Genomic DNA, 15,980 nt, shown 5'->3' with positions numbered 1-15,980 from the left:
TATCTGCCTTCAGTCGCGAAAGTTAGTGAATTGCACAGGAAGACCAAAATCCTCGGCGCGCAGGGCGGCAATAGCCGCCTGCAGTTCGTCGCGACTTTTTCCGGAAACCCGGAGCTGGTCACCCTGGATACTGCCCTGGGCCTTGAATTTGCCATCCTTGAGATGCTTGATCATGCGTTTGGAAACTTCTGTTTCCAGCCCTACTTTCAGGGTAAGCACCTGGCGTTCCATGCCACCGGCTGCGGCAGCGCATTTACCGATATCCAGGGCTTTCAGATCCACCCCGCGCTTGACCAGCCGGGCTGAAAACAGATCGATCATCTGCCCCAGTTTATATTCATCTTCGGCGATTAAAATGATTTCTTTGTCTTTTCGTTCAATAGACGCCTTGCTGCCCTTGAAATCATAACGGGTGGCAATTTCTTTCTGGGTAGTATGCAGGGCATTGTCCACTTCCTGCATATCCACTTCAGAAACCACATCAAAACTTGGCATAAATGAGTTCCTTTACTGATCTCTGCTACTGGATAAATTCAACGCGAATGGAGTAGATGCGGAGCGGCATGAGGCGCATGACTGTGCCCCTCGCGACTGCCCGCCCGACAGCCTGGACAATCCGTCACCCAGCGCGATCCCTGGGGCGTAATTTCTTTTTTCCAGAATGGTGCACTGCTTTTGAGCACATCAATCAAAAAACGACAGGCATCAAAGGCGGCAGCACGATGCCGGGACCAGACTGCCACCAGCACAATATTGTCCTCCGGCTGCAACGAGCCGTAACGATGAATAATCAGGCTATCGAGAATGTCATACTGTTGCGCAGCTTCGCGACTGACCCTCTCCAGTTCTTTTTCGGTCATCCCCGGATAGTGCTCAATAACCAGAGAGAGAATGTCGCTGGCATCGCTGTAATCCCGCACCGTACCGACAAAAGTCACCAGCGCCCCCGCCCCCTTTGATTCGGGCAGTCCGGCACATGCCGCCGAAACATCAAAATCCTCTTCCTGAACTTTGACAATCATTCTCAACCACCTGTTACCGGAGGGAAAAATGCCACTTCGTCTTCATCATGAACAGGCGCGGTAAAAGGCACATGCTGCTGATTGAGAGAAGCCAGCAAATGCACGTCATGCAACTCCGTTCCAGCCTGCCCCTCCACCATAGTCAACACCTCTTCCACCGAAAACCCCCCGGGCGGACAGGGCAACTGCATCTCCGTCATCCCGACCCGCTCGCGGACGCTGGCAAAAAATTTCACATGAATCATTCGTGAGTTCCATTAGCGCAGATTGCAAATGATAACGCCCGCAGGCCCTGGGCTTCAACCGAAAGCAACCGCATGCCAGTACCAGACAAATTATTTCATGCGGGACATCTCGCCGGCTTTTGGACCTGCATCCATCTGGTATATAGTCTGCCCATGGAAAATTTCTTGAGTCACTATCTGACCTTTTTGGCCGAAACTGCCACCATTGTGATCGCTATCCTGATCGTTGCCGGAGGCATTGCCGCCATTGCCCTCAGTAAGCGCAAACCTGCGGCAACCGGTCAGGTACAGGTGACGGATTTACGGCGCCAGATTGAACAATCGGCCGCACACATTGAAGCCCTGCGCCTGGACAAAAAAGCCCGCAAGGCGCATCAGAAGACACTCAAAAAAGCCCACAAAGCTCAGCGCAAAGATACTGAAAAATGCACCTATCTGCTGGACTTCAAGGGGGATATCCGGGCCTCGGCGGTGAGTGCTCTACGTGAGGAAATCACCGCCATCCTCCAGGTCGCCCAGCCTGGCGATGCGGTGCTGATCCGCCTTGAAAGTGGCGGGGGCATGGTCAACACCTACGGCCTGGCGGCAGCCCAACTGTTGCGCCTGCGTGCCGCCAAAATACATTGTACGGTGCTGGTGGATGCCGTGGCCGCCAGCGGTGGTTACATGATGGCGGTCACTGCAGACTGGATTGTGGCCAGTCCTTTCGCTCTGCTGGGCTCCATTGGGGTGGTAGCGCAAATTCCCAATTTCCATCGCTGGCTGCAAGACCGCCACATTGATTTTGAGCAGTTCACAGCAGGTAAATACAAGCGCACGGTCACCCTGTTCGGCGAAAACACCGAAACCGGCCGGGCCAAGTTGCGTGAGGAACTGGAAGAAACCCATGCCCTGTTCCGTGAATTTGTGGAACGATATCGGCCAAAGCTGGATCTGGAGAAGGTCGCCACCGGCGAGGCCTGGCTGGGCAGCAAGGCTCTGGAATTAGGTCTGGTCGATCAATTGGCCACCAGTGATGAGATCATTGTGGATGCAGCGCAAAACGGGAAACTGCTGCAGATCAGCTATCAGCGGCCAAAAAATTTATCGCAAAAATTGGGGCTTGCCGCTCAGCGGGGCTGGGATAATTTTTGGTTTAGATGAACACCAGAGCATAAGATTATACTTATATAACTATAAGTTACGAAGACCTTGTCATCCTAGCCAGTTATCCTATATATATTAAATCAATAATTCATCACGGCAGAAGCCATCGTGTCCAATCAGACGGAAAATAATTCGGCCATCGAGCGTGACCGCGCTGCACTTTTTTCTTCCATGCTGCATGCCTTGAGTACCGTGCCTGCCGATGCTGGCGCATATGGTTTTCTCAATGCTCTTTGTCAGAGCCTTATCGATACCAACCCCAATCTGCAATGGGCCTGGTATGCCTTCCAGATCAACGGCCGACCCCTACTCCCTTATCAGGAATTCGGGATACAACAACATCCCTATATTGCCGAAGCAGCTCAAGACCCTTGTTATCAGGCACTGAACAATAATAAACCCCTCACTTATGCCCTGGATAATCCGGATTGTCCCGAGTGGCTTCAAGCTCTGCGCCCGCAACTGGCTGAAATCATTATAGTGCCTTTTGGTATTGAAGAACAAAAGGCCCTGGGGGTTGTTGGCAGCAGTGAGCCCGGATATTTCACCCGTGTCGGCATAGAATTTTTTTCAGCATTCGCCTATATGGGCGATATGATCATGAGCTTGCAGCGCCAGTCCCGTCGTGACCCTCTGACCGGATTGTACAACCGTATGGAGCTGGATGAACGCCTGGAGCGGGCCCTGGATCATGCCGATCACCATCAACGACTACTGGCTGTTGCCATGCTGGATATCGACAACTTCAAAGACATCAATGCCCAGCTCGGCAGACTGGGTGGTGACCAGATTCTGGTGGAATTCAGCCAACGCCTGCAGAAAGATTTGCGCAAGGAGGATGTGCTGCTGCGCATGGGCAGTGATGAATTTGTTCTGCTCTTTGAAGATATGGAGCGCTGGGCTGATCTGGAAGTGATCATGGAACGGATTCGTCAGTCTTTGGATCACAGCTTTCTGATCAATCAACACCATATAGCCATTCAGGTCAGTATCGGGGTGACAGTCTATCCTCTGGATGACAACAAGCCCCGGGAAATCATTCATCATGCCGACCTGGCCCTGCACCAGGCCAAGCGCCAGAAAGACAAAAATGCGCAGTTTTATACCTTATATGACCCTTCTTCCATTTATGATCCCAACACACCGCAACTCATTGCCCGGCGCCAGCATTACCATGCACTGCTCGAACAGCATATCATTACCTTTTATCAGCCGATCATCCACACCCCCAGCGGTCGTATCCACAAAGTAGAGGCTTTGGCCCGCCTGGAAGAAAACGGCAAAATCCTCGAAACCGGCGAATTTCTTCCCTGGCTCAATCCCGATGATCGCCGCACCCTCAGTTGCAAGGTACTGGAGCAAGCCGTCCGACAATGGCGTTTATGGCAGGACAGTGGTCAGACCGTGTCTATTGCCGTCAATTTTGAGCCTCAGGACCTGTTGCTCGAAGAAGTGATCCAGTTGATTGAAAATACCTTGCTTCGCTACCAGATGGTCCCTGAACAACTGTTTATAGAAGTACTGGAAGGTGATGAATTTCTGGATTACGCGTCCGCCAAAGTCCAACTGGGTCGTCTCAAGGCGTTGGGGGTGCGCATTTCTCTGGACGATCTGGGCACAGCCTACGCCAGTCTCCTGCGCCTTAAAGACTATCCTTTTGATGCCGTCAAGCTGGATCAGGCATTCAGTCGTCATCTGGAAAGTCGACCACGGGATCTGCACTTTCTGGCCAGCATGCTGGAAATGGCCAATGGACTGGGTGTAGAACTCATTGTTGAAGGTATCGAAAATGAAGAAGTACTGGCTGCAGTCACCGCATTAGGCATTCGCCAAGTACAAGGCTATGTCATCAGTCGTCCCGTTTCCGCACAAACCATCAGCCAGCAGTTCCTCGGCCAGAAATTAGCCCTCCAGGCCGATGCGACCAGTCTGTTGGTCAGTTTTGCGCGTTTTCTGGTGCTCGCCAAAGGATTGCGTGCTGTCCTGCAAAGCATGCCCCAAAGCATTAATGTTCAGATGACTTGTGACAACCTGTCCTGCCCCCTTTATCCACTACTGGATACCATACCCAGCCTGCGTGACAAGCGCGAACAATTACAGCATGTCATTACCGACATGAGTGAAAGACAACTCTCCCGCGAATACAGTCTGGAACTATATGATCATCTGACCGCCGACATCCTCACCGAAATGGCAGCATACATCACGGCAAATCATTGAAATATTTTGCAATTATTCATCTCCCTCCACGAGACATCACTTTAAGCTTCCGGCAAGTCCTCTTACTCAATACAGGGCTTTTACTCGGACATGTTCTGCTCACGATTTTCGCTGATCTGCTTTTCAGCCATTCCCTGGCGGGCCGTTTCTGGCCGATCTGGCCCGCCGCAGGTGTCACCGCCTACGGGTTGCTGGTTTGGGGACCACGGGTCATACCGGGTCTTTGGATTGCGGCGTGGCTGGGCGGCTATTTTTTTACCCATCTGCATGCTGATGTAGCCACCTGGTTTGCCTGCAGCGAGGTTCTCGGCGCCTGGCTGGGCCGTTTGCTGTTCCGGCGTTTCAGCCCTGGCTGGGCCGGTTTGCAAACCATCCGGGATACTATCGCTTATCTTCTCCTTTTTGTGGCAATACCTTCCCTTCTGACTGCTGTCCTGACCGGAGCAGGCGGCTGGTTATTGACCAACACGGTCACCATCCGTCTTCCTTACCTCATCCTGTTCTGGACTATGGCCAAGGCCGGCGCCATTGTTAACGTGACCACTCTGCTCTTGTTATTTCTGCATGGGCATCGCTTATCAGGAACAGTATGGAACTTCCGTTACCTGGGCTTGGGGCTGGGCACGATAATTACTATTATCATATTGTTTTTTATCAGCTATCCATCAGGTAACCTGGCCATGGGAGCCGTTTTCCTGCTGATTCTGCCTTTCCTGTGGTTGCTGGCCCATTATCCGGCAAAACTGGTGTATCCACTGGCCAGCATGGGCTACCTGCTGGCGCTGCTGGGTACCAGCATGGGTTACGGGCCTTATGAACACAGCCATGCGCTTTATCCCGAAACCATGGCACAAATTGTCGGAATTCTGCTGGAAAGCATTGGCCTGATTGCGGGAGCCATGATGTATGAACGTAGTCATGCCACGCAGGCGCTGGAAATAGCCAATCGCGAACTGGAACAAAGGGTATTCAATCGCTCCCGGGACCTGCAGACGCGTAATCGCGAGTTACAGACCAGAGACGCTTTTCTGCAGTCGGTCACCGAGGTCAACCGTCTTTTTGCAGCCATTGAAAAGCAGGAGCTTCCCCGGGTACTGGATCGTTTTTGCCGCATATTGGTAGAAAGGATGCACTTGGCGGCCGCCTGGATTGGCGTGGTGGACGAACAAAGCGGACGCATTGAACTGGCTGCCAAAGCTGGAGAACTGGCCGGGCCACTCAGTCAACTGCAGCTCTATTGTTGGTCCAGCGATGGAAAACCCCAGTCGCCTTCGGGTCGCGCCATTATGGAAAACCGCACCCTGCTTTTTGGCGCGAATGATGTCCTTTTTGCCCCCTGGCAGGAGCTCATCAAAAAGCATCGGATGGGCGGAAGCATTTACACGCCCTTTTTATGGGCCGACGGCCGACGTGGGGTCATCACCTTATACCGTTATGATGATACGGTTTTCCCCAATGCCATTGTCGAACTCCTGGAACGCTTGAGCGAGGATCTGGCGGCTTTTTTGCGCCAGCGCCATGTCGCTCGCCAGCTGGAAGATGCCCGGATATTGCAGAAAACCATGCTGGTCAGCGGAGATATTGCCCTGCAGGCGCGGGATGCATCACAAATGCTGCAACAAATTTGTGATGCACTCATCCAAAGTGGACTTTTCAATGCCGCTTTCATCATTCGTCCCGACACTGAGGGGGTGTTTCAGGCCCTGGCAGTGGCTGGGCACCATGTCGACTGGATACTGAAAAGGCGTTGGACCATTCATCCGCAAGACATACCCGATGGTCAATCCCTGACATCCCAGGCATGGCGCATGCAGGAACATCGGGTTATTCAGGATTACCTCAAAGCTCTTGGCCCTCACGCCGACTGGTACCAAGAAGCCGAAGAGCATCAGTGGCGCTCAGCAGCCACCTTTCCCATTTATCATCTTCAGGAATGTTGGGCCATGCTCAACGTCATTGGTCCACGCCCCGATCTTTTCAATTCGGAAATCATCGAAGTGCTGCAACAAATCGCGCTGCTTGTCGGTCATGGTCTGGATGAAATTCATCTCAAAGGACAACTGCTGGAGGAACGACAGCGGCAAAGTCATCTCGCCCGTCATGATGCCCTGACCGGACTTGCCAACCGGCGGGGCTTCACCGAATTTTTACAGCCGGCCATGGCCAGGGCGCGTCGCAACGACCGGCTGCTGGCTGTGGCCATGGTGGATCTGGACGATTTCAAACCCGTCAACGACCAGTTTGGTCATGCTGCCGGGGATTTGCTACTGCAGGAGGTAGCCCAGCGTTTGCGGCAGGGTCTGAGACAAAGCGACTATCTGGCCAGACTCGGCGGCGATGAGTTTGTCCTGGTCTGGGATAATCTGCAGAAGCAGGAACAATTACCCCCCATACTCAAAAAGCTTGAGGAACTTCTAGCTGCCCCCTATTTTCTCAAGCAACTGCCAACCATTCATGTTGGGATCAGTGCCGGGATCACTTTTTATCCACATTCTGATCGTGACGAGAGCGATGCCGATCTTCTCCTCCGTGAGGCCGATCACGCGCTTTATCAAAGCAAGCAGAACAAATCCCGTCGTGGACAGTTCTGGTCGACATTCATCGAAGCCCAAAATACCGAATATCTACGCATTCAGACACTTCTTCACGATGAGAGCGTGGTACTTCAGTATCAACCGGTTCTGGATCTGCGACAAGAGCGCATTGTGGGCGTTGAAGCTCTGGCACGTCTAAATAACAAAAAAGAAGCTATTTCACCGGGAGATTTTCTGCCCTATCTTGAAACAGAGGACCAATGGCTACTGACGAAGCTCGTCATCCAACAGATTGCCAACGACTGGCAGACATGGAATGAGCAAGGGATTGATATTTGGATTTCCTTCAATATTTTACCCAGCTTTTTGAGTCACACAGTAGCATTGGAACGCTTACAGAGTCTTTTGCAAGAATGCGCAATACCTCCTCAGCGGTTAATTCTGGAAATTCTTGAAAGTGAGGAACTCTTTTCCCTGGAAGCCATTGCTAAATCCATTCGGACTCTTCAAGAGCAGGGTTATCGTATTGGTCTGGATGATGTCGGTGCCGGCTATGCCTCCTTGTTGTACCTCAAGGAACTCCCTGTTGATGAAATCAAGATAGATCAGGCATTTGTGCGCAATCTGGCGAATAATCCCAAAGACATCCATTTTCTTCGGGCCATGCTGGATATCGGCACTTCACAAGGAGTGGAAATCATTGTCGAAGGGGTCGAGAATCAGAGCATTCTCAATGTATTGAGGCTGATGCAAGCGCCCATGCTGCAAGGCTATGCCATAGCCCGGCCCATGTGGGCCAGTGATTTGCCGGACTGGTTGGCCAGTTGCCAGCATTTTTTACCGGAACCCATAGATAGAAAATTTGATTTGCTGCAACTGTATGCTCAAGTCATTGATCATCAGAAGACTATCAGCACCTTATTGATAAACAATCCACACTGGTTTGTGCGGCTCGCTCCCTGGGATAGTGCTCATTGTTCCATTGAGCAAAGCCTCAAGCAATTGCACCACATGGATCTCAGTGAGTTTGAGAAAGCCCACCATCACTATCACGAAATGCTCGAAGAACTGACACAATTACTGACCAGCAGGCCATTGATAGACCTTTATCCATTGCAATGTCAGGGCGAGATCGTCTTGCAGGCAATCACCACGGCCATACGTCGTTATCAGGACAACTGAAGAAAGTGTCCCGATCACCCGATTCGCTTCTGGACCACATCAACTTCGTCCATTAAAAACCCAGCTTACGAAGCCTGACGAAGCATTGCCAGCAATCCCTCATGCCCATTTTTCTGCTAGACTCACTAGATGACTTGCGTACGGAAGCCCATTTACCGGGTTTCCCGGATAAAAGAGAGATCCAATAACATGTCACTGGATACTACCCTGATAGGGGTCCCCGATGCCGCCCAGGATCCCCCTCACGGGATAGAAGTGTGTCCGGATTGCGGGCTCATCCAGCAGTTACCGCCGCTCCAGGGGCGCGGCAAACTCGCCTGTCCGCGCTGCGGTCATGTCCTCGAACGCACCTCCGGACGCAGCATCAATGCGGCTCTGGCCATGACTTTATCGGCGCTTTTTTTGCTGATACCCGCCAATTTTCTGCCCTTGCTTTCGGTCGATATTTTTGGCGTCCATCATCAGAGTGTGCTTGCCTCCGGTATCTGGGGAGTTGCTGAGCAGGGCTGGCCGCTGGTGGCCCTCATCCTCGCCCTGGAGTTACTCGTTCTGCCTTTTTTTCGCTTCAGTACCCTGGCCGTGGTATTACTTCAGCTCGATACCGGACATTATCCCCATTGGCTGGGCAGAATGTTTCGCTGGTCAGAATGGCTGGATCAATGGGCCATGCTCGATGTGTTTCTGATCGGTTTTGGCATTGGCTACGAGCGGGTCGCGCCCTTTTTACCCATCGAGGTCGGCACCGGAGGCTGGTGCGTCGTCGGGCTGGCCTTCCTGAGCATGTTGACCAGAGCCACGCTGGAAAGACGGGAAATATGGCGACGCATTGGTCCCAACATGGAATCCCTGGATCCTGACCAGGACTATATTGGATGTGGTCATTGCGGAATGCCCGTCCATGCGCAGCAGGAAGGGCAAAACTGTCCCCGTTGTGCCGCCAAAATCTGGCGCTTCAAGCCCCGGGCAACCATGCGCACCCTCGCTTTTGCTTTAGCCGGTTTTTTTTGTTATCCCTTCGCTTATCTTTTTCCAATGGAATACAACTATCAGATCGGTAAGATGGAGGGATATACCATCATGACGGGGGTGATGAAGCTCATTGATGCACATTTCCTGCTTTTCGCCGCCATCATTTTCATGGCCAGCATCGTGATCCCCTTTTTAAAGCTTTTTTCCCTGAGCTGGTTTTTTATCTCTGTACGCATTCATTCGGTGAAACGTCTGCGTCTCAAAACGGAAATCTACCGGCTCATCAAAACCATCGGACGCTGGTCCCATGTGGACGTGTTTACGGTGACCGTATTTCTACCCCTGATGCACCTGTCCGGACTGCTCGCCGTCTATGTGGGCGATGCTCTTCCGGCCTTTCTCGCGGTTGTCGTCCTGACCATGATTGCCACAGAATTATTTGACCCGCGTGCACTTTGGGCAGCTTATCTCCAGGAGTCCCATGAATAACCCTTTGCCGAAAGCCCAAATACGCCGCTCGCGTTGGCCTGGACTGATCTGGGCGGTACCCGTTGCCGCTCTTGCCATTGTCGCCTGGCTGGCGCTAAAAACCTATATGAACCAAGGTCCTTCGGTGACCGTACAATTTCCCACCATGGGGGGTATCAAGGCGGATCATACCGTGGTGAAATATCGCGGCGTCACCGTGGGTCATGTGACAGCGGTCAAACTTTCCCAATCCCTGGGGGAAATATCCGTGACCCTGCGCTTTGATAACTACATGGCCCATCATTTAGGCAAGGGTACCCGTTACTGGATTGCCGGTGAAAAAGTCAGTTTTTCTAACCTGAGTTCCCTGAAATCGATTATTGCCGGTCCCTATATTGGCATTGATCCTCATCCTGGCCGCACAGTACATCATGTCATGGGCTTGCATGAAGAACCCGTACTGAAAAGTGAATCCAAAGGTATCACCCTCATTTTACACGCCCCGGAGAAAGGCAATATTTCTCGTGGAGCACCGATTCTCTATAAAGGTGAACAGGTGGGCGAGGTACGCGGTGAAACTTTGCAAAAAAATGGGGAAGGCTTTGACATCTATGCTTTTCTCCCCGAGCAGTCACTGCATCTGGCTAATTCCCATAGCCGTTTCTGGAGCTCTGGCAATATTGCCATCAGCCTTTTCGGGGCTCATCCCGGGGTGCATGTCCCTGCCATTCCGGCCTTGCTGAGTGGAGCCATCAGCTTTTCGACCCCGAAAAATGGTGCCGCGCTGCGAGACAATGAGCGTTTTGCGCTATACCCCAATGCGACCGTCGCGAAAAATGCCCCTCTGGAAAATGCGGTTGCCTATCAGCTGCAAATGCCCGGCGGCCCGCAGGGACTAAAAACCGGAGCTGCTGTGATGCTCGAAGGTGCTCACGTCGGCAGCGTCAGCAAGGTTCATATGTTTTTTGATGCGGATCGGCAAGCACTATTCACGGACATCCAGATTCAGATCAATCCTGATGCCATCCCCCTCAGTCATGGCCAACAATGGGATATGGCCCATCCTGCCGCACAGATGAATGGCATTCTCCGGCATCTGATTGCCCAGGGTCTGCGCGCACAGCTGGGCACGACAGTGCCATTACTGGGTGACAAAGTCATTGATCTTGACCTCGTTCCCCGGGCCAAGCCTGCGCGCTTAATGCCGGGACACCCCTTGCAGATTCCCATGGTTCAGGCAGCGGGTATTAAGGACACCATGCATCAGGTAAATGCCATCCTTGATAAAATTCATGCCCTGCCTCTGCAGCAGATTGCCGAAAATCTGAATACGCTCACCCATAATTTGTCGGCCTTGAGCAGCTCTCCGGAAACCCGCAAAACCCTGCAGCATGTGCAGCAGACCATGGCGCATCTTGACCAGCTGAGCAAGACGGCCAGTAACGATCTGCCCGCCATTCTGAAATCCCTGCAAGGGGCCAGCAAGGAGGCAAATGCCGCCTTACAAGCCGGTAATGCCCTCTTGCATAATCAGGGCGCCGCCGCCAACAGTCCGGAATCCACCACCTTGCCCCGCGCCCTGTATGAATTATCACGTACCGCCCAGTCATTGCGGGAATTGACCGATTATTTGAACAGTCACCCCAATGCCCTGATTTTCGGGAAAAGACCATGACCTTGCAGAATAAACTCCTGTTGCTGGGATGCACACTTGCCCTCGCAGGCTGTGCTTCCACACCGACCCAGTATTTGACCCTGTCCGCACAAAAACCCATACCCGCCGCACAATCCTTGCAGGGGCGGGGCCTGCCGGTGCTGGTCGCCCATGTACAAATGCCCGCAGATATTGACCGGCTGTATCTTACCACCCTGCAGAGCCATCATCGCCTGCGCGTAGCCGACCATGTTCGCTGGGCCGCTCCCCTGGGCGGCATGGCGCAAAAAATACTGGCCCAGGATCTGGCTGGTGAATTACCCGAAAAAACCGTACTCATGCCCGGGGATCCTCTGCCACAAGGGGCTTATCTGTTGGTTACTGTCAATATCCAGTCCTTCCTGCCCAGCAGTGATGGCCGCGTGCTCCTGCGCACTGACTGGTTCATTCAGCAGATGCCCGGGAATCACCTCCAGGCCCAGGGACGCAATCAGTTTGAACAAAAGCATGTTGCTTCAAATCCCGAGGATCAGGCGGCAGCCATGAGTCAGCTACTGACACGACTCAGCCAGGTAGTGGCCCAGCATTTGTCATGAGGAGTGCCCCCAAAAGCGCGGATCCGGCTCCACATCATAACCATTTAAATCCTCTAAGACTCATTGAAACCCTGCTGCAACAGGAAAAACACTGGCTGAATGCCATTCCCAGACCCCGAGCCATCCTTCTACTGGCGCTTACCCAGGGGTTGGCCAGTCTCAATCTCGCTGCCCTCGGTACTGTAGCACCAGCATTGGAAAGCCATCTGCATATTGGCAATGTTGCCTACGGACTGCTTTCGACGGCATCCATTCTCACCGGAGCAGCGGCGGCACTCCCTGTGGGCATTCTCGGCGATCGCCAACAACGTGTGCCGCTACTGACGAAACTGATCCTGCTCTGGGCGCTGGCGATGCTGTTGAGCGGCATCAGCCCCGGCTATGACTGGTTTCTGATCACCCAGATGCTCGCCGGAGCAGCTGGTGTTTCCGTGGGTCCAGTCATCGCCTCACTGTCGGGAGATTTATTTCCTCCTTCCTGGCGTGGACGGGCTTTTGGCCTGATTGTCGGCGGAGAATTATTGGGCGCAGGCATCGGTATGATCCTGGCCGGCACCATCAACACCTTGAGCAACTGGCGGATGGTTTTTGTGGCTCTGGCCGCCATGGCCATTCTGTTGGCAGTGTTATTGTGGAAGGGTATGCGCGAACCAGAACGCGACAACATGAATAAGCTGGCTGCCCAGTTAACCCAGGAACCGGCAGAGCATGCACCCGAAACAACGGCCTCCGGTAAACAGCCAAAGCGCTATCTTATCGAAGACATTCGCAAAAAATCCATTCAACCAGTCCGCAAAAGAATCCTGGCAGAGGATCCGACCCAATGGCACTGGTTACGAGCGGCCCGCACCATTCTCAGCATTCCCAGCAATGTCATTTTGATAACCGCCTCATCTGCGGGTTATTTTTATTTTACCGGCCTGTTGGCTTTTGGCATTTTGTATCTGACCCAACGGTTTCATATCAATACCATGGCCGCCAGCACACTTTTTGTGGGTGCGGGATTAGGTGGCATCGGTGGCGTAGTTGCCAGCGGCTGGATAGCCGATTTTTTGTTACGCAGGGGGCTGATTACCGCAAGAGTATGGGTTACAGGCTTTGCTTTTCTGCTCACTATTCCTTTTTTTCTGCTGGCATTACACACCAATCAGCAGGTTCTGGAATTTATCTGGCTGTTTATGGGCTCAGCGGCATTAGGCGCAACCAACCCTACTCTGGATGCGGCACGTCTGGATATCATGCACTCCCGACTGTGGGGACGAGCCGAAGGCATCCGGATTTCCCTGCGCTATATTCTCGAGGCGGCGGCACCCTTTGCCTTTGGCTGGGTGTCTCTGCATTTTTCAGAAAGCTATTGTCATCTCCAACATTGTGGCGATGGCTATGGCCTGCGCATCAGCTTTGAAATATTTACCGTACTGCTCTTGGTAGCAACCCTGCTCATGCTGACGGCCATATTTACCTATCCCCGGGATGTGGCCACTGCCTTGTTTTCTCAGCAGGTCCAGAAGCCCCGAAAGCCATGATGAAAGGGCAGTTGACGGAGGTACTTCGCTGGCATCCCGATCAGGCCATCAGCGCAAAAACCTCAGCCTCAAACAAGCAGCTTCTGGATAAAGCCATCCGTCAGGAAGTCTCTTTTCTGGAACGGCGCGGACGCCGGGATTTTCCTCCGGAGGTCTGACCCTCGGGCTGCACCCGCTCAAAGTCGATTTTGCGGTCATCGAGATTGACATTCATCACCCGAATATCAATGGCATCCCCCAACTGAAAGGTTTCCTTGCTACGATCGCCGATAATGCGGTAATGCTGGGCATCAAAGTGGAAATAATCTTCTCCCAGGGTACTGATATGGATGAGGCCTTCCACATAAATATCCCGCAAGGCCACAAACAGACCAAAACCCGTTACGCCGGTGATAATTCCGGTATAACACTCGCCGATTTTATCCATCATGAATTCACATTTGAGCCAGTTGACGGCCTCACGGCTGGCTTCGTCAGCACGCCGCTCGGTCATGGAACAATGTTGTCCCAATTCCTGCAACTCTTTTTTGGCCAACCAGCGTGGCTCACGGGTACCGGCATCCAGCAGAGCCTGAATACCGCGATGCACCACCAGATCCGGATAACGGCGGATGGGCGAGGTGAAATGGGTATATGCCGGGAAAGCCAGACCAAAATGCATACCCGTATCGACGGTATAAAAAGCCTGGGACAGGCTGCGTAAAATCACCGTCTGAATCAGGCTGGCATCGCTGCGCTCACGGGTTTCTTCAATGACTTTGGCCAGGTCGGCACTGCGCGGATGCTCCGGCAAGCGCAAGGGAACGCCCAGTTCGCCGAGAAAACGTCGCAAGTCTTCCAGTTTGTCCGCATTGGGCTCCGGGTGTACCCGATACAACATGGGCAGTTCATGAATCCGGAAATACTGGGCGGCGCACACATTGGCCGCGAGCATGCATTCTTCAATGATGCGGTGGGCGACGTTACGGGTCACCGCGACAATTTTTTCAATGCGCAGCTGGTCATTGTAAATGATGCGGCTTTCCTGGGAATCAAATTCGATGGTGCCTCGCCTTTCCCGGGCACCGGCAAAACTCTGGTAGAGGCGATGTAACGCTTCCAGATGCGGAACCATGGCCGCATCCTGGACACGCAGGGTCTCATCCCCTTCGAGAATGGCGGCCACCTCATCATAGGTAAAGCGGCGCTGGGAACGCATGACTCCCCGGGCAAAACGGAAACGCTGGACTTCGCCAGCGCTGTTCATCTCCATTTCGCAAAGCATACACAGACGGTCCACATGGGGATTCAGGGAACAGAGGCCATTGGAAAGCACTTCCGGCAGCATGGGGATGACCCGCCGGGGGAAATACACCGAATTTCCCCGGGCAACCGCCTCTTTATCCAATGCTGATCCAGTCTGCACATAACTGGCCACATCGGCAATGGCGACAATCAGACGAAAGCCGCCGGGAATATCCTCGGCAAATACCGCATCATCAAAATCCTTGGCATCGGCACCGTCGATGGTGACCAGAGGCAGATCACGCAAATCCCGGCGATCAATTTTCATCTCTTCGGGCACGACTTCGGAAAAATTCGCGGCCTCCGCGAGCACGGCTTCGGGCCATTGGTAGGGAAGGCCATAATTTCGGACGGCAATTTCGACTTCCATACCCGGCGCCATGTGTTCGCCGAGAATCTCGACGACAGTGCCCTGGGGCATGTTCCGTCCATCAGGATACTGGGTAATTTCCAGGGTCACTATCTGACCATGGACCGGGGCCAGCTCGGCCCCTGCGACGACACCGAATTCATGGGAAATGCGGCGGTCTTCGGGCACCACATAATGACTGCCCCCATCTGCGAAATAGCGTCCGACAATCTGTTTCAGGGCGCGTTCGAGAATCCGCACGACGGTCCCCTCGATGCGCCCGCGCCGATCTTCGCCCACTGCCCGACCCAGGATGATATCGCCATGAAAAACCTTGCGCATTTCCCGGGGGGATAAAAACAGGTCTTTGCCCCCCGCTTCGGGGATCAAAAAACCGAAACCGTCGGGGTGGGCACTGACACTTCCCCGAATCAATTCCATGGCCTCGATAATGCCATAGGCACCCCGCCGGTTGCGCACCAGCTGACCATCTCTTTCCATGGCGCGCAGGCGCCGGCGCAGGGCTTCCTGATCTTCTTCGGCAATTTCCAGTTCGGCAAAAAAGTCTTCCAGAGTCAAGGGTTGGCCGGCTTCCTCCAGATACTGGAGAATATATTCCCGACTGACGATGGGACGTTCATATTTTTCTTTCTCCCGCTCGAACATGGGATCACGTTCACTCAGTGCGGCGGGCTCCTGGTTTTCAGGCATTGACAACTACTCCTTAATCAAAGATCATTCCGTCCACGCCGAGGTGGCGGAATTGGTAGACGCGCTAGGTTCAG

The 15,980-nt window shown here is 53.2% G+C and carries 11 protein-coding genes; 7 read left to right on the top strand and 4 right to left on the bottom strand.

The features are described 5' to 3' along the window. Positions 1-9: 9 nt before the first annotated feature. From AC2VLR_RS01280 to AC2VLR_RS01270, 3 genes are read right to left on the bottom strand one after another with little or no spacing between them, the layout of a single operon-like run. Positions 10-495, bottom strand: coding sequence for a YajQ family cyclic di-GMP-binding protein (locus tag AC2VLR_RS01280; RefSeq protein WP_486880513.1), 486 nt, complete (start codon positions 493-495; stop codon positions 10-12). A 38-nt stretch (positions 496-533) separates the two neighbouring features. Next, the gene (locus AC2VLR_RS01275; protein ID WP_486880512.1) at positions 534-1,022 is read right to left on the bottom strand and encodes a molybdenum cofactor biosynthesis protein MoaE; all 489 of its coding nucleotides are present in this window, start codon (positions 1,020-1,022) and stop codon (positions 534-536) included. Between the two features lie 2 nt (positions 1,023-1,024). Next, on the bottom strand, positions 1,025-1,267 hold the full coding sequence (locus AC2VLR_RS01270) for a MoaD/ThiS family protein (protein ID WP_486880511.1): 243 nt from the start codon (positions 1,265-1,267) through the stop codon (positions 1,025-1,027). Between the two features lie 72 nt (positions 1,268-1,339). Here AC2VLR_RS01270 and sohB point away from each other — a divergent pair, with 72 nt between their 5' ends. The 7 genes from sohB to AC2VLR_RS01235 all read left to right on the top strand — a co-directional run bounded on the left by sohB (position 1,340) and on the right by AC2VLR_RS01235 (position 13,562). Next, positions 1,340-2,410 (top strand): protease SohB, encoded by a 1,071-nt coding sequence (sohB, locus tag AC2VLR_RS01265; RefSeq protein ID WP_486880510.1) that lies wholly within the window; start codon positions 1,340-1,342, stop codon positions 2,408-2,410. A gap of 111 nt (positions 2,411-2,521) precedes the next feature. Then, positions 2,522-4,633: a putative bifunctional diguanylate cyclase/phosphodiesterase gene (locus AC2VLR_RS01260; RefSeq protein ID WP_486880509.1), complete on the top strand. Its 2,112-nt coding sequence runs from the start codon at positions 2,522-2,524 to the stop codon at positions 4,631-4,633. After that, positions 4,630-8,349: a bifunctional diguanylate cyclase/phosphodiesterase gene (locus AC2VLR_RS01255; RefSeq protein WP_486880508.1), complete on the top strand. Its 3,720-nt coding sequence runs from the start codon at positions 4,630-4,632 to the stop codon at positions 8,347-8,349. Before AC2VLR_RS01260 ends, AC2VLR_RS01255 begins: the two co-directional genes overlap by 4 nt. A gap of 189 nt (positions 8,350-8,538) precedes the next feature. Continuing rightward, entirely contained in the window at positions 8,539-9,807 is a 1,269-nt protein-coding gene (locus tag AC2VLR_RS01250; protein ID WP_486880507.1) for a paraquat-inducible protein A, read from the top strand. After that, entirely contained in the window at positions 9,800-11,461 is a 1,662-nt protein-coding gene (locus AC2VLR_RS01245) for a PqiB family protein (RefSeq protein WP_486880506.1), read from the top strand. Before AC2VLR_RS01250 ends, AC2VLR_RS01245 begins: the two co-directional genes overlap by 8 nt. Then, positions 11,458-12,036 (top strand): PqiC family protein, encoded by a 579-nt coding sequence (locus tag AC2VLR_RS01240; RefSeq protein WP_486880505.1) that lies wholly within the window; start codon positions 11,458-11,460, stop codon positions 12,034-12,036. The genes AC2VLR_RS01245 and AC2VLR_RS01240 overlap by 4 nt, the downstream gene beginning before the upstream one ends. Next, positions 12,033-13,562, top strand: a complete 1,530-nt coding sequence (locus tag AC2VLR_RS01235) for an MFS transporter (RefSeq protein WP_486880504.1) — start codon at positions 12,033-12,035, stop codon at positions 13,560-13,562. The genes AC2VLR_RS01240 and AC2VLR_RS01235 overlap by 4 nt, the downstream gene beginning before the upstream one ends. 100 nt (positions 13,563-13,662) lie before the next feature. On the opposite strand, the gene rnr is transcribed toward AC2VLR_RS01235, so the two are convergent. Beyond that, positions 13,663-15,906 carry a ribonuclease R gene (gene rnr, locus AC2VLR_RS01230; RefSeq protein ID WP_486880503.1) on the bottom strand — a complete coding sequence of 748 codons (2,244 nt, stop codon included), beginning with the start codon at positions 15,904-15,906 and terminating at the stop codon, positions 13,663-13,665. Between the last annotated feature and the right edge of the window lie 74 nt (positions 15,907-15,980).

Source organism: Acidithiobacillus sp. TH-A117 (assembly GCF_057473465.1).
Note: the sequence above shows the minus strand (reverse complement) of the source record. Positions and strands in the feature narration are given on the sequence as shown.

Bases quoted from the DNA above. Each gene is read 5' to 3' on its own strand.
- AC2VLR_RS01280 (WP_486880513.1), bottom strand. From the start codon at position 495: ATGCCAAGTTTTGATGTGGTTTCTGAAGTGGATATGCAGGAAGTGGAC.
- AC2VLR_RS01275 (WP_486880512.1), bottom strand. From the start codon at position 1,022: ATGATTGTCAAAGTTCAGGAAGAGGATTTTGATGTTTCGGCGGCATGT.
- AC2VLR_RS01270 (WP_486880511.1), bottom strand. From the start codon at position 1,267: ATGATTCATGTGAAATTTTTTGCCAGCGTCCGCGAGCGGGTCGGGATG.
- sohB (WP_486880510.1), top strand. From the start codon at position 1,340: ATGCCAGTACCAGACAAATTATTTCATGCGGGACATCTCGCCGGCTTT.
- AC2VLR_RS01250 (WP_486880507.1), top strand. From the start codon at position 8,539: ATGTCACTGGATACTACCCTGATAGGGGTCCCCGATGCCGCCCAGGAT.
- AC2VLR_RS01245 (WP_486880506.1), top strand. From the start codon at position 9,800: ATGAATAACCCTTTGCCGAAAGCCCAAATACGCCGCTCGCGTTGGCCT.
- AC2VLR_RS01240 (WP_486880505.1), top strand. From the start codon at position 11,458: ATGACCTTGCAGAATAAACTCCTGTTGCTGGGATGCACACTTGCCCTC.
- AC2VLR_RS01235 (WP_486880504.1), top strand. From the start codon at position 12,033: ATGAGGAGTGCCCCCAAAAGCGCGGATCCGGCTCCACATCATAACCAT.
- rnr (WP_486880503.1), bottom strand. From the start codon at position 15,906: ATGCCTGAAAACCAGGAGCCCGCCGCACTGAGTGAACGTGATCCCATG.